We start from the raw sequence: 18,362 nt of genomic DNA on the forward strand, positions 1-18,362 counted from the left end.
TGTCGGGGTGGATCAGAGGGTGGCGCGGACCGTCCGGGTCGCGGCGAGGATGTGCTCCAGCGACGGGGCGACCTCCTCGTAGCGACGGGTCTTCAGGCCGCAGTCCGGGTTGACCCAGAGCTGGTCGACCGCGATGGCCTTGACGGCCTCGGTGAGCAGCTCCTCGACCTCGGCCTCGCTGGGGACGCGCGGCGAGTGGATGTCGTAGACGCCCGGGCCGATTCCGCGCGGGTAGCCGGCCGCCGAGATGTCGCCGAGGATCTCCATCTTCGAGCGAGCAGCCTCGATCGACGTCACGTCGGCGTCGAGACCGTCGATCGCGCCGATGATCTCGCCGAACTCCGAGTAGCACAGGTGCGTGTGGATCTGCGTGTCGGGGCGGACCCCGGCGGTCGACAGGCGGAACGAGCGGACCGACCAGTCGAGGTAGGCAGCGTGGTCCTCGACCCGCAGCGGGAGGAGCTCGCGCAGGGCGGGCTCGTCCACCTGGATCACGGCGATGCCGGCGGCCTCGAGGTCGGCGATCTCGTCGCGCAGGGCGAGGCCGACCTGGTTGGCGGTGTCGCCGAGCGGCTGGTCGTCGCGGACGAACGACCACGCGAGGATCGTCACCGGGCCGGTGAGCATGCCCTTGACGGGCTTCTCGGTGAGCGACTGCGTGTACGCGGACCACTCGACCGTGATCGGCTTCGGCCGCGAGACGTCGCCCCACAGGATCGAGGGACGCGTGCAGCGCGAGCCGTAGGACTGGACCCAGCCGTTCTGCGTCACGGCGAACCCGTCGAGGTTCTCCGCGAAGTACTGGACCATGTCGTTGCGCTCGGGCTCGCCGTGCACCAGCACGTCGAAGCCGATCGACTCCTGCAGCTCGACGACGCGGCGGATCTCCGCCTTCATCTCCTCGTCGTACTGCGCCTCCGTCAGCTCACCCTTGCCGAACGCCGCGCGGGCGGTGCGGATCTCGGTGGTCTGCGGGAACGAGCCGATGGAGGTCGTCGGCAGGGGAGGCAGGTTGAGCCGGGCCGCCTGGGCGACCTTGCGCTCGTCGAACGGGCCGCGGTTGAAGGCGGCCTCGTCGAGCGCGGCCACACGGTCGCGGACCTCGGGGTTGACGACGCCGGGCGCCGTCCGGCGGGAGTTGACCGCGTCGGTGGCGGCGAGCAGCTGCTCGTGGATCGCCTCGCGACCCTCGGTCAGACCCTCGGCCAGCGTGACGACCTCGACGACCTTCTCGTCGGCGAACGCGAGCCAGGACTTCAGCGTCTCGTCCAGGTTCGGCTCGTCGGTCGTCGTGTGCGGGACGTGGAACAGCGACGTCGAGGTGCCGACGGTGACCGCGGCGGCGCCGAGACCCTCGAGCTGCTCCAGGATCGCCAGCTTGGCGTCCAGGTCGGCACGCCAGATGTTGTGGCCGTCGATGACACCGGCGACCAGCGTCTTGGTGTCCAGGCCCGGGACCGACTCGGCGGGCGCGTGACCGCGGACCAGGTCGATCGCGATGGCGTCGACGTCCGTGGCGGCGAGCACCGGGAACGCCGCGCCGAGGTCGCCGTAGGGAGCCGCGACCAGGATGGCCGGCCGGGTGGGGCGGGTCAGCTCGGTGGCCAGCGCGCGGTACGCCTCGATCACGGAGGCGAGCAGCTGCTCGGCCGGCACGGCGACCGAGTCGGACACGAGGGCCGGCTCCTCGAGCTGGACCCAGGTGGCTCCCGCGGCGGCGAGGTCCGTGAGCAGCTCGGCGTACACGGGCAGCAGGTCCGCGAGACGGTCGATGGGCGCGAAGCCCTCCGGGGCGTCCTCGGTGGCCTTCGCCAGGGCCAGGTACGTGACGGGGCCGACGATGACCGGACGCGTCACGACGCCGTCCGCGAGGGCTTCCGTGAACTCCCGCACCGGGCGGTCGCTGGCGTAGCGGAAGGTGGTCTCGGGGCCGATCTCGGGCACCAGGTAGTGGTAGTTGGTGTCGAACCACTTGGTCATCTCGAGCGGCAGGTCGTCGCCGCGGCCGCGGGCCACGGTGGAGTACCCGGCCAGGTCGAGCGCACCGTCGGCGCCGACGACGTCCGCGAACCGGGCCGGCACGGCGCCGACCACGGCCGTCGCGTCGAGCACGTGGTCGTAGAAGGAGAACGCACTCGGGATGGCCGGCACGTCGGTGGCCAGGCCGAGCTCGGCCAGACGCGTGCGGGTGCGCCTGCGCAGGTCGGCGGCGGTCGCCTCGACCTCGTCGGCCGACGTGCGACCGGCCCAGAACGCCTCGAGGGCCTTCTTCAGCTCGCGGCGCGGGCCGATGCGGGGGTAGCCGAGCACGGAGCTGGCGGGGAACTTCGGGCTGTTCTCGGTCATGTGGTTCAGTCCCTCGTGGATCGTGCGGGAGCCGAGTCCTGCGGCCAGCTGGCCAGGTCGGGAGCTGTCCGAGCTCCGCCGTCGAGGTGTGCACCCTCGAGCAGGTCAAGTGCGGCATGGTGCTGGTTGTACGTGTACAGGTGGACGCCGGGTGCGCCGCCGTCCAGGACGCCGTTGACCAGGTCGACGCTCGCCCGGATGCCCCGGCGATGACGGTCGAGCTCGTCGTCGGCGGATCCGAGCAGGTCGAGCAGGTCCTGCGGCACCGGGACACCGGTCAGCTCCTGCATGCGCAGCAGCCGGGCCGGGTCGGTGGTCGGGATGATGCCCGGGATGATCGGGATGGTGACGCCGGCCTCCCGGGCCTCCGCCACGATACCGAGGTAGTCCTCCGCGTCGTAGAACACCTGCGTGATGGCGAAGTCGGCGCCGGCCTCCTGCTTGGCCAGCAGCGAGGCGACGTCCTGCGCACGCGTGCCGCCGGTGGCGTGGTTGCCGCGCGGGAACGCCGCCACCGCGACCGACAGCGGACGCACCCGCGCCCGGACCGCCTGCGAGGGGCTGTCCGCGCACCGCTGCGCCTCGATCTCCCGCAGGAGCTCGACGAGCTCGCCCGCGGTCTGGAGACCGTCGGGGTGCGCCTCCCAGTCGCTCTGGTCGGTGGGCGGGTCGCCGCGCAGGGCGAGGAACGACCGCAGACCTTCGTCGAGGAACTCCCCGACGATGGTGGTGATCTCCTCGCGGGACGTCCCGACGCAGGTCAGGTGGGCGATCGGGTTGAGCGACGTCTCCCGCAGCAGCCGGCGGACGAGCGCGCGCGTCGTCACCCGCGTCTTGCCCGAGGCGCCGTAGGTGACGGAGACGAAGTCCGGCTTGACGGTCTCGAGCTGCTGGATGGTTGCCCAGAGACGAGGTGCCGCGTCGGGGTTGCGGGGCGGGAAGAGCTCGAAGGAGATGGTCGGCCGGTCGTTGGCCGCCACCGCGCGACGGCTGGGCGAGGCGTGCGTTCCGGGCGTGCGGGGCTGCACGGCGGCGGCGCTCACGGCGCGACCGACCGGGTCGTCTGGCACCGGTGCGGTGCGGTGACACGTGGCCTGCGGGACATTGCTCACTCCATCGCCCCTGGCGGAAGCACCCACACCCTCGCGAGGAGGGGGGTTGCTGCGGCGTCGTCGAGCCAGGTCTCTCGGCCGCTCTGGATGGTAGGCGTGATGGTAGACCGCAGATCACATGCTGGGCAACGCCGCTCGACAGATGAGACGCGAGAGTCCGTGGAGTGTCAGGGCACTCGACCGCGCGCAGCACAAAGCCTGGGGGCCCGCAACGGCGGGCGCGTCCGTGCCGTCGTCAGTGCGGACGGCGAGGGGCGAGGGTGCTCGTGTGCATGCGGCTGCGCTGTGACGGGACGTCGAACCAGGAGTTCGGGGAGCCGGCCGGGACGGACAGGAGCCCGTGCTGCACCGCCTCGAGGATCTCGGCATCGGGGACGACGTCGTCCGCCAGCGCCTCGGCCGCCGCGCGCGCGGCATCACGCCGAACGTCGGGGTCGGGCTTGTCCGTCATGCCGGGCACTGTAGTCCCGCACCACGCACGCTGCCGAGTGCTCGGCGCCGACATCACCCGGCGGGAGTAATACCGGTCCAGTGATCCCGGTCGTCACGAGACCGCTCGGTGCGCGTCCGCGGTCGGCACTCCCCCGCGGACCACAGGGCACGTGGACAGGTGGTCGTCGACGACACCGCAGGCCTGCATCGCGGCGTACGCCGTCACGGGGCCGACGAACCGGAAGCCCAGCACCTTGAGCTCCCTGGCGAGCGCCCGGCTCTCCGGCGTCTGCGCCGGCACGTCCGCCCAGGTGGCCGGACGCACGTGCGCGGACCGGTCGGGGGCGTGCGACCAGAGCACCTGGTCGAGCGTGCGACCCGACGCGTGCAGGGCCCGCAGCGCGCGTCCGTTGGCGATCGTCGCCTCGATCTTGGCGCGGTTCCGCACGATGCCGGCGTCGGCCATCAGACGGGCCACGTCCTCGTCGCCGAACGCGGCGACGACCTCCGGGTCGAAGTCCGCGAACGCGGTCCGGAACGCGGGTCTCTTGCGCAGGATGGTGATCCACGCGAGACCGGACTGGAACGCCTCGAGCGCGAACCGCTCGTACAGGGCGTTCTCCTCGTGGACGGGCCTGCCCCACTCCTCGTCGTGGTACTGCTCGTAGACGGGGTTGCCGTCACCGAAGCAGCGGCCGGTGCGAAGGACGTCGGGCGAGGTCATGGACCGAGTCTGCCGCGGGCCACCGACACGCCGGACCGCGGCTGGGGATCGCGAGGGCTGTGGGCGGCTCAGGAGGCGAGCGCGATGAGGCGCTCGATCCCGTCGAGGATCAGCACGGTCCCGAAGTCCAGCTCGCTGCCGTCCGGGGGCGCGTCGTCCGGGAACGAGAACGCTCCGGCGGCGGCTGCCCGACGCAGGGCCGGGTGCTCGTCCGGTGAGGCCAGCACCGTGATCAGGTCGCCCAGGTCAGGGGGCGGAACCCCGTCCGCGGCCGTGGTCCGTCCGGCGCCGCTGAGCTCCTCGCCGATCCGCAGCTGGTCCAGCGTGTGCGAGGCGAGCAGTCCGATCGCGCCCACCTTCTCGTGCTCGGACAGGGGCGTGCCGTCGAGCGCGGAGAGCATCGCCTCCATCCAGGCCAGCCGGCCGGGCCCCACGGCGTGCAGGACCTCGGACGCGCGGGCGAGCCACGGGTGCGCCTCGAGGATCGGCTGCTGGACCGCGAGGAGGAGCTCGAGACGCTCGCGCCAGCCCCCGACCTCGGGCCCCACCACCGGGGGGCGACCGGACGCCCGGTCGGACATGAGGCTGAGCACCTCGTCCTTCGACGAGACGTAGCGGTACAAGGACATCGTCGTGAACCCGAGCGACTCGGCCAGCCGGGCCATCGACACCGTCTCGATGCCCTCCGTGTCGGCCAGGGCGATGCCCGCGTCGGCGATCTGCTCGAGCGTGAGGCCGGGCCGGGGTCCGGGCCGGCCGGGGGCCGGGGTACGCCAGAGCACGGCGATGCCGGGCGGGAGGTCGACGGGGACAGGGTCCGTGCCGGCCACACGCACCGCGTGCCGCCGCGCCTTCTCCGCCTCGCGGGCAGCCTGCTGTTGGGCCAGGGCGGCGGCACGCTGCGCCTTCTCCGCCTCGCGCAGCTGACGGGCCGCCTCGCGCACGGCATGCTGCGCCGCGCGCTCCTGCTCCTTGCGCCGCTGCTCGGCCTGCTTGACGGCGTCCTGCTCGGCCTTGAGCCGGTCACGCTCGCGCTGCTCGGCCTGCTTGACGGCGTCCTGCTCGGCCTTGAGCCGGTCACGCTCGCGCCGCTCGATCTCCTTCTGGGCGTCGCGGTCGGCCTTCTCGAGGTCGCGGCGGCGGCGCTCGGCCTCCTTGGCCTCGGCGCGTTCCGCCTTCTCGCGGTCGCGCCGCAGCAGCTCGGCCTCGCGGCGTGCCTCGGCAGCCTCGCGGGCGGCCTCACGTGCCTCGTCGTCGTCCACGGCACCTCCTTGACCCGTGATCCTATAAGTGTGTATGAAGTACACACACAGTTTACGACGTACACAGAAGGAGAACGCGATGACCGCACCCGTCGTCGTCGCCAGGGGACTGCGCAAGTCCTACGGCGACCTGACCGTGCTCGACGGCGTCGACCTCGAGGTCGGCTCGGGCGAGGTGCTCGCCCTCCTCGGTCCCAACGGCGCCGGCAAGACCACGACCGTGCGCATCCTGTCGACGCTCCTGCTCCCCGACGGAGGCACGGCACACGTCGCCGGCAAGGACGTCGTACGGCAGCCCGCGGACGTCCGCGCGGCCATCAGCCTCACCGGGCAGTTCGCCGCCGTCGACGACCTGCTCACGGGCGTCGAGAACCTGCACCTCATGGCCCGGCTGGCTCACCTGGGCCGCGCCGAGGTCCGCACCCGCAGCGCCGAGCTGCTGGAGCTCTTCGACCTCACCGACGCCGGTCGGCGCGTGGTGAAGACCTACTCCGGCGGCATGCGGCGTCGGCTCGACCTGGCGGTGGGGCTGCTGGCCCGGCCGCAGGTGGTCTTCCTCGACGAGCCGACGACGGGGCTCGACCCCCGCAGCCGCAACGACCTGTGGGACGTCATCCGCTCGGTCGTGGCCGCGGGCACGACGGTGCTGCTCACCACGCAGTACCTCGAGGAGGCCGACCAGCTGGCCGACCGCGTCGCGGTCATCGACCACGGGCGGGTGATCGCGGACGGCACCGCGCGCGAGCTCAAGAGCGCGGTCGGGTCCGCCCACGTCGAGCTCCGGCTCAAGGACGGCACCGACGAGCGCATCAGCACGGACGGCTCGGTGCCGGACGTCCGGCGGATCCTCGCCGACATCGAGCGCCGCGGCGTCGACGTCGACACCTGGGAGGTCCGCTCCCCCACGCTCGACGACGTCTTCCTGACCCTCACGGGCCGCCCCACCGAACCCGTCCTCGCCGCCTCCCGGGAGTCCTGATGACCACGCTCACCCCTGCCCTCGGCTGGACCGCCCACGACACGGGAGCCCTCATCGAGCGGTGCTTGCGGCGTTCGCTGCGGCAGCTCGACACCGTCCTGATGGCGGTGATCCTGCCGGTGGTGCTCCTCCTGCTGTTCGTCTACGTGTTCGGCGGTGCCATCCAGACCGGCGGGGACTACGTGAACTGGGTGGTTCCCGGGATCGTCCTGCTGACGGCGGGCTACGGCTCGGCCACGACCGCGGTCGACGTCGCCAGCGACATGACCGGCGGCATCATCGACCGGTTCCGGTCCCTGCCGATCCGCCCGACCGGGGTCCTCACCGGGCACGTCGTGGCCAGCATGGCCCGCAACGCGGTGTCGACGGCCCTGGTGTTCGGCATCGCGATCCTCATCGGGTTCGACGCCGCGGCGTCGCCCGCCCAGTGGCTCGGGGCGATCGGCCTGATCGCCCTGTTCGTCCTCGCGCTCACGTGGGTGGCCGTCGCCATCGGGATCGTCGCGTCCGGGCCGGAGGCGGCGAGCGGGTTCACGTTCGCCATCCTGTTCCTGCCCTATGTGTCCAGCGCGTTCGTGCCGCCGGAGTCGATGCCGGCGGTGCTGGAGGTCCTGGCGACGTACAACCCGATCACCCCCATCACCGACACGCTCCGCGGGCTGCTGCTCGGCACCCCGATCGGGGACTCGTGGGTCGCGGCGGTGCTGTGGTGCCTCGGGATCTTCGTCGTGGCGCGGCTGGTGGCGGCGCGGCTGTTCCGGCGCCGTCGCTGAGCGGGGTCCGACGGGGCTGTGCGGTCAGGTCCGCGCAGCCCCGTCGTGCGTCACTCCCGGCCGGAGAACGAGCCCGCGAGGCCGTCGATCCGCGCCAGGGCGTCGTCGTCGTCACCCGGGGCCACGGCCCACAGCAGCAGGTCACCGTTGACCGCCGTCTCGGTGGTCAGGTCCGTCTGCGCGCCGTAGCCGCGGAGCCGCTCCTGGGCCGCGACGGCGTCGTCGTAGTCGGCGAACAGGTACACCGAGACGTGCGCCTGCTCGTCCGGCCAGTCGAGGCCCAGGGCGTCCGCGGCGCCGACGTCCTCGGCCGACGGCACGGGGTCCGTCTCCCGGACGGCCGGGTCGTCGGTCAGGCGCAGGAGCGCCAGGATGCGGTCGCGCTCCTCGGCGATGCCGGTCATGCGGTCTCCTCGGTCGTCGGGGTCACTTGGCGGGCAGCCCTGCCGTGGCCTTGGTCCAGTCGCCCTTCTTGACGTTGCCCTTGAACGTCGTCCAGGCCGTCCCCAGCTCCGCCTCGCTCAAGGTGCTGGCCTTCGCGAGGTGCGCTTCCTTGAACTTGGTCTCCAGCAGGTTGAGCTTGCCCTCGAAGTAGATCTGCGCGAGCACGGTCTCCTGGTCGGTCTTCGACGCGCCGAGGATCCGGACCATCTCCCGCACGAACGCCACCTGGCTGGGGTAGTTGGTCCGCTCGGGTCCGCCGTTCTTCGCCGGCTCGGCCTTCTGGTTGGTCAGGATGCGCGTGAAGTACTCGGTGATCCCCTCGTTGAGGTCGAAGCCGAACGTGTTCAGGACGTCGTCCGGCGCGTACCGGTGCATGCTCTCGTGGATCGCGGTGCTCGGGGTGCCACGGTCGGCGTGCAGGATCGCGGGCCCGTCCTCGTTCTTCGTCGACGCGTATGCGTTCGTCGACTTCTGCTCCGCCTCCGAGTCCGTCGGGAACTCGACGCCGTAGACGATGGCCCAGTCCTCCGGCGAGATGCTCGCGATGTAGCCCTCGCCCTTCTTGCCCGCGCCCACCGCTGCCTCGATGAACGGTTTGAGGTGCGGGTAGTCCTCGATGTTCGTCTTGATGAACTCGTCGGCCTCGGCGCCGGTCAGGTGGTGCTTCGTCTTCTTCGTCGAGTCGAGCTTGTCGGTCTTCTTGACGTTGGTGTCGACTGCGGCCAGCAGCGACATGTAGTACAGGTCGCCGAGGTGCGTCCGGCCCTTCGCCATCGCGTCCGGGTCGGTCGAGATCGCCTGCTTCTCCGCGCCGCTGAACGCGTTGATGATCACGCGCAGGGCGTCCATCCGCTTCTTGGCCTCACCCTTGTTCGGGGGGGCCGTCTGCGGGTCGCAGGCCGCCACGAACCGCTCCTTGGCGGGCGCCTGCACCGGGGGCGTGACGACCTCGGGGGTGGCTTCCACGGGTGCTGTCGTCGTCGGGGCGACCACGTCCGTCGTCGGGGTCGTCTCCGTCGGCGCGACGACGTCGGTCGAGGGTGCGGTGTCCTCGACCGTCGGGGTGTCGACGACCGGGGTGGTCACCTCCGGCGTCGTCGTCGGCTCCTCGACCGTCGTCACGACGGGGTCCGTGACGACCGGCGTCGTGACCGGCGTCGTGACCGGCGTCGTGACCGGCGTCGTCACCGCCGTCGTGACCGGCTTCGGGATCTTCGTGATCGACGGGACGGGCACCTTCGGCTCGACGGGCGTCGTCACCTTGGCCGTCGGTGTCGTGACCGGGGACGGCACGGGCGTCTTCGTCGCGAGCTTCTTGGTCTTCTTCTTCTTCTTGCCGCCGAGCAGCGCCTTGAACGGGTTCCACCGCCGCACCGTCCCGGCGCGCTCGGCCTGCCGGCGCAGCGGGGCCAGCGCCTCGGCCGGTCCCGACGGCTCGGCCTGCTCGACGGACGACGTCGCCCCGGCGACCCGTGCGGTCTGGCGCTGCAGGCGGCGCACGGCGCTGTCGGCCATCGAGTCGGCGGCGGCCTCGGCGGGGTCGTTCGCGCTGCCGATGACCGGCCCCTGAGCGGAGCCGCCGCCGCCGCCCTGGGCGACGTGGGCGAGCTCGTGAGCGAGCAGGTGGTCGCCGCCGGACGTCCCCGGCGCGTACGTGCCCCGCGTGAAGTACACGTCCGACCCGGCGGTGAACGCGGTCGCCTGCACGGAGCGCGCGATCGTGTCCGCCTCGCCGTCGTCGTGGATCCGCACCCCGCCGAAGTCGACCCCCATCGCCGCGCCCATGCGCTCGGCGTGCTCCGGCTCCAGCGGGCGGCCCCCACCCTGTCGACGCTTCAGGGCGGTGCCGATCTCGGGTGCGACGGTCGTGCCGCCGAGCGGGTCGTCACCGGTGGACCGGCGCCGGACGCCCGTCGCGAGGCCCTCCACGGCCACCGGGGTGACGGCGTCGGGCACTGCGCGCGTGACCTGCGGATCCACGCGCTCCCGTACCCTCTCGAGCGTCGTCCGGTCATGTTCAGCAGGCATGGCTGGCCTCCTTCCGTGTCACTGTGCGACTTCAGGCAAGAACGCGTGCTCGGGGACGCGACGACCGAGCTTGTGGTGCTCCGCGACGGTCGCCGCGAGGACGTGCCGCATCCCGACCAGCTCTCCGGCGGCCACGGCGTCGTACGCGGCGGCGAGCACGATGTTGCGGATGTCCCCGCCGGCGAGCTCGACCTCCTGCGCCAGGTGCGCGACCTGCACCGGGTCCGCCGGGTCCGTGGTGACCCGCGCGAGGTGCCGCTCCCAGAGGCGCTGCCGGGTGGGCACGTCCGGGTCGGGGAAGTGCACGATGAAGCTCATCCGCCGGCTGAACGCCGGGTCCAGGTTGCCGCGCAGGTTCGTGGCCAGGACGGTGACCCCGTCGAAGCTCTCCATGCGCTGCAGGAGGTACGCGACCTCCTGGTTGGCGTACCGGTCGTGCGCGTCCTTCACGTCCGAGCGCTTCCCGAACAGGGCGTCCGCCTCGTCGAAGAAGAGCAGCACGTTGAGGCTCTCCGCCTCGTGGAAGACCCGTTCGAGGTTCTTCTCCGTCTCGCCGATGTACTTGTCGACGATCGAGGCGAGGTCGACCCGGAACAGGTCGAGCCCGAGCTCGGCGGCGACGACGTGCGCGGCGAGCGTCTTGCCGGTGCCCGGACTGCCGCTGAACAGCGCCGCGATGCCCGTCCCCTTGCCGCCCACGTCGACGAGGCGACCGTCCGCGAGGACCTCGTCGCGGTGCGCCGCCCAGGACACGAACCGGTGCAGGGGCCGCGAGACGTGGTCGGGCAGCACCAGGTCGGCGAAGGTCGGAGGGTGGGTGGGCACGAGCGCCGGACCCGACGTGATCGAGCCGCCGACGCGCCGGGCGGCCGCACGGGCGGAGTCGGCGGAGATCTCGGTCCCGGTGACGTCCGCGAGCGTCGTCGCGTACCGGGCGGCATCGGCGATGACCTCGGGGGCGAGCCGGAACGTCGCCAGCCGGTGGTCGGCGATCCCGGCGCCGAGCTCCCGGTCCCAGACCAGCGCCCGGTCCTCGGTCGTCACCGCGGGGGCCTCGAGCACGAGGGGGTGGTACGCCAGCCAGAGCGGCTGCCACGGCCGGTCGCCGACGGCGAGCACCGGCACGACGGACTCGGCCAAGGCCGTGAACAGGGTGGCCGGGTCCTCCTCCGCGAGTCGCTCCGCGTGCACGAGCACCAGCCCGGCGCCCTGCAGCGCGGCCTCGCGTGCCGTCACCGCCAGCACGTGCCGGAGGTCGGCGGAGGGTGCCACCCGCGCGAGGTCGAGGGCGAGGCACCCGATACCGGCTGCGGACAGGGCGGCTGCGGCGAGCGACAGCCCTCCGGACCCGAGGGGCGAGCGGATCCAGACCAGGGGCTCGCCCGCCGTGACGGCCGCGGCGAGGAGGCCGTCCACGTCCAGGCGGTCCACGGGCACGGGCAGGACGAGCGCGGGCGTCAGGAGCGGGTCGGGCTCGTCGACGCCGAGCAGGTGGGCCAGGACGCGGTCCGGCACCCACAGCTCGCGGCTCAGCCACAGCGCGGGCGCTGGTGCCACCTCCAGCAGCCCGTGGCGACGCGTGGTCCCTGTGGGTCCCAGGTACGTGGGCCCGGCGCCGGACAGCGTCGGCAGTGACGCGAGCTCCAGGGCGAGGCCGATGGTGGCGCGTGCCGGCGACGGCCCGCCGCGCAGCAGACCGAACGCCAGCGCGAGGTTGGCGTCGAGGTCCGGCGCGGCGGCGATCGTCAGGAGCTCGGCGTCCTGCTCGTCGAGGCCGAACACGTCCGCGAGACCGGTGAGGGGGTCGTCGTGCGACGAGCCCGGGTCGGCGTGCTCGTCACGCAGGACCGCGAGGACGTCGTCGAGACGAGCCCGGAGGTCGGCGTCGAGACCCTGCCGGCGATCGCCCGCGACGCACACCTGCTTCACCAGCGCGGCCAGACGCTCGCGCATGCCCTGCCCCCTGTCGATGCGCCGACGCGACGCCGTGCCCCGTCGGCGGTCGTCATGTCGACTGTCACATATCGGGCACCCGTTGTGCTAGGCCCGAGCGGGTGAGGTCAGAGCCTTCTTGATGCGGGTGGGCGACACCGGGACCGGCGTGCCCAGCTGCTGGGCGAACAGGCTGACGCGCAGCTCCTCGAGCATCCAGCGCACGGCCCTGACCTCGGGGTCCGCCGGGCGCTGGGCGACGGCCTCGTCGTAGAGCGCCTCGACGTCCTGCACCTGCCACGCCAGGTCCGCGTCGCGCTGCGGGTTGTCGGCCGCCTTGACGAGTCGGTGCCGCGCGGCCTTCAGGTAGCGGGTCAGGTGCGGGAGGCGGTCGGCGCCGGTCTCGCCGACGAAACCGTCGTGCACGAGTCGGGCGGCCTGGGAGCGGACGTCCTGGGCGGTGGCCAGCAGCGCGAGGCTGGACCGGGCGCGGATCTCCGCGTCGAGCTCACGCCACGCGGTCAGCACCGCGACGAGGTCCGTGACGACCGCGAACACGGTGTCCTCGAGGCGCTCCCGGACCTCCGCCCGCAGCGCCGTGTAGGCGTCGAGCGTCCGGATGCTCGTCGCCGGTGACGTGATGAGGGAGTCGATCGCAGCCAGCTGCACGTCGCGGACCAGCGCGTCCGTGCTCGGATACGGGCTGGCGGCGAGCGTGAGGGCCTGGGTCCCCGTCCATCGGGTCGTGATGCGCCCCGTCGCCAGACCAGCGTCGAGCAGCAGCAGCCGACGCAGCCCGCGTCGCGACGCCCCCGGGACGGCGGACTCGTCGGCCAGCGCGCGGACGGCGACGGTGTCCTTCTCCTCGACCAGCGACGGGTACGCGCGGACCTTGCCGACCTCGACGACCTCCGGCAGCTCCGGCAGGTCACGGGGCCAGGTGGTGAGGCCGGCACGTTCGACGTCGACCGCCCGCGCCGGCGCGGGCGAGCCGGACGGGAGCGCAGGCGTCTTCGGTCCGGGGACCGCCGGCGCGCTCGGCGAGGCCGGTGCCGTCTTCCGGGCCTCCTCCATCGCCGCGCGCACCGCGGTGCGGACGGCGTCGTCGACGGCCTGCTGGGTCTGGGCGGCGAGGCGGCGCTGGAGGACGAGCAGGTCCTTGCCCTCGTCCACCACTCCCCCGCGGTCGCCGACCACCCGGAACGTCATCCGCAGGTGCGGCGGCAGGCGGTCGTCGTCGAACGCGTCGTCGGGCACGTCCACGTCGCGCAGGTCGCGGACGGCCCGTCGGAAGACCTCGCGGAACGACGGCGCGGCGTCGCCGGCGCGGACCGTGTCCTCCCAGTCGGCGGTGTGCTCGGTCATCCAGGCCTCGACACCGCGGGCGACGTCGGGCGCGGGGACCAGCTGCACGCGCACAGGCTTGGGCAGCGAGCGGATCGTGGCGGTCACCAGCTCCTCGCGCAGGCCGGGCACCATCCAGCCGAACCCGTCGGGCGTGAGCCGCGCGAGCGTCGAGATCGGGATGTGTACAGTCACGCCGTCTGCTTCTGTACCAGGTTCGAACTGGTAGGTGAGCGGCAGGCGCAGGTCACCCTGCGGCCAGCGCGACGGGAACGCCGACTCGTCGATCGCGCCTGCCTCGCCCACGAGCAGCTCGCGCGTGAACGTGAGGAGGTCGGGGTGCTCGCGGCGGGCGGACTTCCACCACTGGTCGAAGTGCCGGCTGGAGACGACGTCGTCCGGGACGCGTTCGTCGTAGAACGCGAAGAGCGTGTCGTCGTCGACGACCAGGTCACGACGCCGGGCCCGCGCCTCCAGGCCCTCCGCCTCGGCGAGCAGCCGCCGGTTCTCGTGGAAGAACGCGTGGTGGGTGGTCCACTCGCCCTGCACGAGGGCGTGGCGGACGAACAGCTCGCGTGCGTGCTCGGGGTCGACCTTGGCGTACAGGACGCGGCGCTGGTTGACGATCGGGACGCCGTACAGCAGGACCTTCTCGAAGGCCGTCGCGGCACCCTGCTTGGTTGACCACGCCGGTTCGGAGTAGGTGCGTCTCACCAGGTGAGCGCCTACTTCCTCGGCCCACTCGGGCTGGATACGTGCCACGTCGCGACCCCAGAGCCGGGACGTCTCGACGAGCTCGGCGGCCATGACCCAGGCGGGCGGCTTCCGGGCCAGCCCCGAGCCCGGGAAGATCGCGAAGCGCGCACCACGGGCGCCGAGGTACTCGTTGCGGCCCCGCCGATCCGGTCGGCCCGGCGTCTTCCCCCGCGTGGAGACCTCGGTCGCCTCCTGCATCCCGATCTGGGACAGCAGCCCGGCGAGGATCGCGACGTGGATGCGGTCACCGTCCCACTCGAGCTGGAGGCCGTCGGACTCCGGGGTGCTGCGCGGGGCGTTGACCACGATCCCGAGCGGCTTCGCGAGCTCGCGCAGCTGCGTGACGACGTCCTGCCACTCGCGGATGCGCAGGTAGTTGAGGTGCTCGGACCGGCACATCCGCCGGAACGCCGACCCCGACAGGTCGCGCTGCTGGTCGCGCAGGTAGTGCCAGAGGTTCAGGTAGGCGAGCAGGTCAGACGTGGGATCGGCGAACCGCGAGTGGGAGAGGTCGGCCTTCTCGCGCTCGTCGACCGGGCGCTCGCGCGGGTCCTGGATGGACAGGGCGGCGGCGATGATCATGACCTCGCGCGCCACCGACCGGCGGCCGCCCTCGACGATCATCCGCGCCAGCCGCGGGTCCATCGGCAGCTGCGCGAGGGCCCGTCCCGTGTCGGTCAGCCGGCCGTCCCCCAGTGCTCCGAGCTCGGTGAGGAGCTGGACGCCGTCGCGGACCGCACGCGTGTCCGGCGGGTCGACGAACGGGAAGTCGCCGATGTCCTCGGGTGTCGTCGCGACCCCCACCGCGATCATCTGCAGGATCACGGATGCGAGCGATGTACGAAGGATCTCCGGCTCGGTGTACAACGGCCGCGCATCGAAGTCGTCCTCCGAGTACAGCCGGATCGCGATGCCGTCCGCGACCCGACCGCAGCGACCAGACCGCTGGTTCGCGGACGCCTGCGAGATGGGCTCGATCGGCAGCCGCTGGACCTTCGTCGCCTTCGAGTAGCGCGAGATGCGCGCGGTGCCCGGGTCGATCACGTACCGGATGCCGGGCACGGTCAGCGACGTCTCCGCGACGTTGGTGGACAGGACCACGCGCCGGTTCTGGTGCCGCTCGAACACCCGGTGCTGCTCCGCAGCGGACAGCCGGCTGTACAGGGGGAGCAGCTCGACCGCGCCCGGCGTGCGGGGGTCGGAGACTCGCGGCCCGAGCGAGCCGCGCAAGGCGTCCTCGGCGTCGCGGATCTCCCGCTCGCCCGACAGGAACACGAGGATGTCCCCGGGGCCCTCGGCGCAGAGCTCGTCGACGGCCTCGCAGATCGCCGTCATCGGGTCACGGTCCTCGGCGCCGCGCTTCCTGACCGGCGCACCCTCCTCGACGTCCGGCGACAGCGGCCGGTAGCGGATCTCGACCGGGTACGTGCGCCCGGTGACCTCGACCACCGGGGCGGGCTCGCCGTCCGCCGACGCGAAGTGCCGGGCGAACCGGTCGGAGTCGATGGTCGCCGACGTGATGACGACCTTGAGGTCCGGGCGCTGGGGGAGCAGCCGCGTGAGGTACCCGAGGATGAAGTCGATGTTGAGCGACCGCTCGTGCGCCTCGTCGATGATGAGCGTGTCGTAGGCCTGCAGCATCGGGTCCCGCTGGATCTGCGCCAGCAGGATGCCGTCCGTCATGACCTTGACCAACGTCGACTCGCTCGACTCGTCGGTGAACCGGACCTGGTACCCGACGATCCCGCCGAGCGGCGCGTCGCCGACGAGCTCCTCGTTGATGCGCTCCGCGACGCTGCGGGCGGCGATCCGACGGGGTTGCGTGTGTCCGATCTGGCCCGCACGCCCACGGCCCAGCTCCAGGGCGATCTTCGGGATCTGCGTGGTCTTGCCGGAGCCGGTCTCACCCGCGACGACGACGACCTGGTGGTCGCGCAGCGCGTCGCTGATCTCCGAGCGCCGCGCGCTGACGGGCAGCTGCTCCGGGTAGACGATCGGCGGGAGGTCGACGGCCTGGCGGAGCTCGGCGGCACGCGCGCGGCGCGCGGCGGCGCGGGCGGGGTCGTCGCGGCCCGACGAGCGCCGGCCCGACGAACGCGTGTCGGACGACTGCCGATCCGTTGCCGGTCGCTTCGCGGTCGTCGGCTGCTCCGCACCCGCTGTCGGCTTGCGACGACCTCGCCCCCGGCGTCTCGGGGGTCGCCCCGCACCGGACCCGGGCGGGTCGACGGGGGAGGGGGGCGGCGTGCTCACGACGTCCCAGTCTCCCAGGTGCGGGCCAGTCATTAGTGGAGCCCGCTCCTTCATTCGTCGTCGGCGAACGCGCGGTACGGCCCGACCGGTGCGGCGGACGCGCCCCACTCGTCGTCGGCCCAGGCCGCGGCGCTGCCGAGGAGCCCCGCGACGGCGGGCAGCGTGGACCGGAGGCGGACCGATCCCCAGCGCCAGCGCGTGGTCAGCAGCTGCCGGTAGCTCGGCGACGGGACGCCCTCGGGGCCGACGCGCGGGCGGTTCTCGTCGGCGCCGAACAGGAGCCAGCCGGTCATCGCGAGGATCCACGCCGCGGACGCCAGGTCGACCGACCGGGTCCAGGCCGGCTCGCGGACGACGTCGGGCAGGTGGGTGCCCAACGTCGTGGTGAAGCGGTCGAGCAGCTGGTCGGTGAAGCCCGGCGGCGGGTCGAAGACGCACCAGCACGTCGAGAACGGCATCGCCGCATAGGCCGCGTCGTAGGCGGGATGGTGCACGGTCGCACCCTCGAGGTCGACGAAGCGCCAGCCGTCAGGAGTGCGGATCGCGTTGTCGGGGCAGGTGTCGGTGGGGGACACGACGTCCGACGCAGGGTCGCGGTGGTCGAGGGTCGAGAGGAGGTCGAGCTCCGCGTCGAGCACCGGGTCGGCGGGCAGGCCGAGGACGTCGTCGAGAAGCATGCGGGCACCGGTCCGCGCCGCGGCGGAGGGCTCGTCGGCCGGGAGATCGACCTCGAACGCCCTGCCGCGCGACCGCCCCAGGGTGTCCGCGAGCGCGTCGACCCACTCGACAGCACCTGCCCAGGCGGCCGCGGGGTCGGCACCGAGCAGCAGGTCCGCGAGCGTGGGGCCGGTGCCCAGGTCGCTCAGGACGAGAAGTCCGTGCTCGCGGTCCGCGGCGAGCAGGTCGGGGGTGTGGTCGAGCGCCTCCAGCCCGGCGACCTCGCGGACGAACGCGGCGACGGTCCCGTCCGGGTACTTCTTGACGACGACCGAGCCCGTCGGCGTCGTGCAGCGCAGCACCAGGGAGCGGGTCGAGCCGCCGAGCGGTCGCGGGTCGGTCACCGGCACGCCGAGCGCGGCGGTGGCGAGGAGGCAGATCTCGTCGGCGGGCGTCACGGGAGGTCCACCGTGAGGGTGCCGGTCGCGAGGCGCACGGTCATCGCGACTGCTCCAGGGCGATGAGCCCCGCGACGACCGGCCCGACGACCACGAGGTAGATGATCCCGAGGAACAGCGCGTGCAGGAACGTGAAGCCCACCGCGTTGCCCACCGCGCCGGGCGACCGCAGGTGGTCCACCACCTTGCCGACGAGCGACCGGGGGTGCCGGACGTCCCAGCTGTTCAGGCGGACCGACCGACCGAGGTACATGCCGAACGAGACCAGCACCAGGATGGCGACGACGATCAGCCGGGCGTCGAGGCTCTGCAGCGGTGCCGCCTCGTCGCCGTGCACCTGGACCACCCAGACCAGCTGTGCCGCGAAGACGTTCAGGACCGTGTTCAGCACCCCCGACATCGCGAGCGAGATCACGAGCACGACGTCGAACCACATGGGCACGCCGTCCTCGTCGCGCCGGTGGCTGAGGTTGAGCTCGGTAATGAGGTACCCGGCGTTCGGCAGCAGCAGCAGCCACACGAGCCCGACGACGACGAGCAGGCCCACGACGACCGGCGTCGGGACGACGTAGCGGGACAGGACCACGACAGCGAGCCCGCCGACCAGGACCACCAGCGGCGCGACCGAGAGCGCGAGGTTCAGCAGCATCGGGCGGTACAGCGTCGTGTGGAAGACGCGGCTGCGGGCGACGACGAGCGAGAGCGCCAGGGCGTTCATCAGGGCGACGCCCAGGATCGGGCTGGCCAGCATGCACGTCCTCTCGTCGGGTCGTCGCCCAGCATGTCGCAGGGACGCCCGTGCGGCAGCGCGGCGGGTGAAGACGTGCGAGCCGTGGAGCGGTGCCGCCTGCGAGGCCTCGAC

General features: G+C 72.6%; 13 protein-coding genes and 1 riboswitch. Of the genes, 2 read left to right on the plus strand and 11 right to left on the minus strand.

Translation table 11 applies throughout. The features are described 5' to 3' along the window. Positions 1–12: 12 nt before the first annotated feature. The 5 genes from metE to ASF78_RS10750 form a co-directional block, all read right to left on the minus strand. Positions 13–2,346, minus strand: coding sequence for a 5-methyltetrahydropteroyltriglutamate--homocysteine S-methyltransferase (metE, locus tag ASF78_RS10730; RefSeq protein WP_056588773.1), 2,334 nt, complete (start codon positions 2,344–2,346; stop codon positions 13–15). 5 nt (positions 2,347–2,351) lie between these two features. Then, a complete protein-coding gene (locus ASF78_RS10735) occupies positions 2,352–3,389 on the minus strand; it encodes a methylenetetrahydrofolate reductase (protein WP_056588776.1) in 1,038 nt (345 codons plus the stop codon). A 67-nt stretch (positions 3,390–3,456) separates the two neighbouring features. Next, positions 3,457–3,552: riboswitch (SAM riboswitch) on the minus strand. A gap of 141 nt (positions 3,553–3,693) precedes the next feature. Continuing rightward, entirely contained in the window at positions 3,694–3,909 is a 216-nt protein-coding gene (locus tag ASF78_RS10740; RefSeq protein ID WP_056588779.1) for a hypothetical protein, read from the minus strand. Between the two features lie 93 nt (positions 3,910–4,002). Then, positions 4,003–4,614 carry a DNA-3-methyladenine glycosylase I gene (locus ASF78_RS10745; RefSeq protein ID WP_056588783.1) on the minus strand — a complete coding sequence of 204 codons (612 nt, stop codon included), beginning with the start codon at positions 4,612–4,614 and terminating at the stop codon, positions 4,003–4,005. 68 nt (positions 4,615–4,682) lie between these two features. Then, the gene (locus ASF78_RS10750) at positions 4,683–5,876 is read right to left on the minus strand and encodes a TetR/AcrR family transcriptional regulator (protein ID WP_056588786.1); all 1,194 of its coding nucleotides are present in this window, start codon (positions 5,874–5,876) and stop codon (positions 4,683–4,685) included. A 79-nt stretch (positions 5,877–5,955) separates the two neighbouring features. Here ASF78_RS10750 and ASF78_RS10755 point away from each other — a divergent pair, with 79 nt between their 5' ends. Together ASF78_RS10755 and ASF78_RS10760 are read left to right on the plus strand one after the other, a co-directional pair. Beyond that, the gene (locus ASF78_RS10755) at positions 5,956–6,855 is read left to right on the plus strand and encodes an ATP-binding cassette domain-containing protein (RefSeq protein ID WP_056588789.1); all 900 of its coding nucleotides are present in this window, start codon (positions 5,956–5,958) and stop codon (positions 6,853–6,855) included. Then, positions 6,855–7,628: an ABC transporter permease gene (locus tag ASF78_RS10760; RefSeq protein WP_056588792.1), complete on the plus strand. Its 774-nt coding sequence runs from the start codon at positions 6,855–6,857 to the stop codon at positions 7,626–7,628. The genes ASF78_RS10755 and ASF78_RS10760 overlap by 1 nt, the downstream gene beginning before the upstream one ends. A gap of 50 nt (positions 7,629–7,678) precedes the next feature. On the opposite strand, the gene ASF78_RS10765 is transcribed toward ASF78_RS10760, so the two are convergent. The 6 genes from ASF78_RS10765 to ASF78_RS10790 form a co-directional block, all read right to left on the minus strand. Then, positions 7,679–8,032: a hypothetical protein gene (locus tag ASF78_RS10765; RefSeq protein WP_056588795.1), complete on the minus strand. Its 354-nt coding sequence runs from the start codon at positions 8,030–8,032 to the stop codon at positions 7,679–7,681. Positions 8,033–8,054: 22 nt separating this feature from the next. Next, positions 8,055–10,100 carry a DUF4157 domain-containing protein gene (locus ASF78_RS10770; protein ID WP_082494983.1) on the minus strand — a complete coding sequence of 682 codons (2,046 nt, stop codon included), beginning with the start codon at positions 10,098–10,100 and terminating at the stop codon, positions 8,055–8,057. Between the two features lie 18 nt (positions 10,101–10,118). Beyond that, positions 10,119–12,053 (minus strand): ATP-binding protein, encoded by a 1,935-nt coding sequence (locus ASF78_RS10775; protein ID WP_056588801.1) that lies wholly within the window; start codon positions 12,051–12,053, stop codon positions 10,119–10,121. A gap of 87 nt (positions 12,054–12,140) precedes the next feature. Continuing rightward, positions 12,141–16,385: an ATP-dependent RNA helicase HrpA gene (gene hrpA / locus ASF78_RS10780; protein WP_056590710.1), complete on the minus strand. Its 4,245-nt coding sequence runs from the start codon at positions 16,383–16,385 to the stop codon at positions 12,141–12,143. Between the two features lie 50 nt (positions 16,386–16,435). Continuing rightward, positions 16,436–17,500: a phosphotransferase gene (locus tag ASF78_RS10785; RefSeq protein ID WP_056588803.1), complete on the minus strand. Its 1,065-nt coding sequence runs from the start codon at positions 17,498–17,500 to the stop codon at positions 16,436–16,438. A 40-nt stretch (positions 17,501–17,540) separates the two neighbouring features. After that, on the minus strand, positions 17,541–18,251 hold the full coding sequence (locus ASF78_RS10790) for a DUF1361 domain-containing protein (RefSeq protein ID WP_056588806.1): 711 nt from the start codon (positions 18,249–18,251) through the stop codon (positions 17,541–17,543). Positions 18,252–18,362: the final 111 nt, after the last annotated feature.

It is taken from the genome of Cellulomonas sp. Leaf334 (assembly GCF_001424195.1).
In the GTDB taxonomy this organism is placed as follows: domain Bacteria; phylum Actinomycetota; class Actinomycetes; order Actinomycetales; family Cellulomonadaceae; genus Cellulomonas.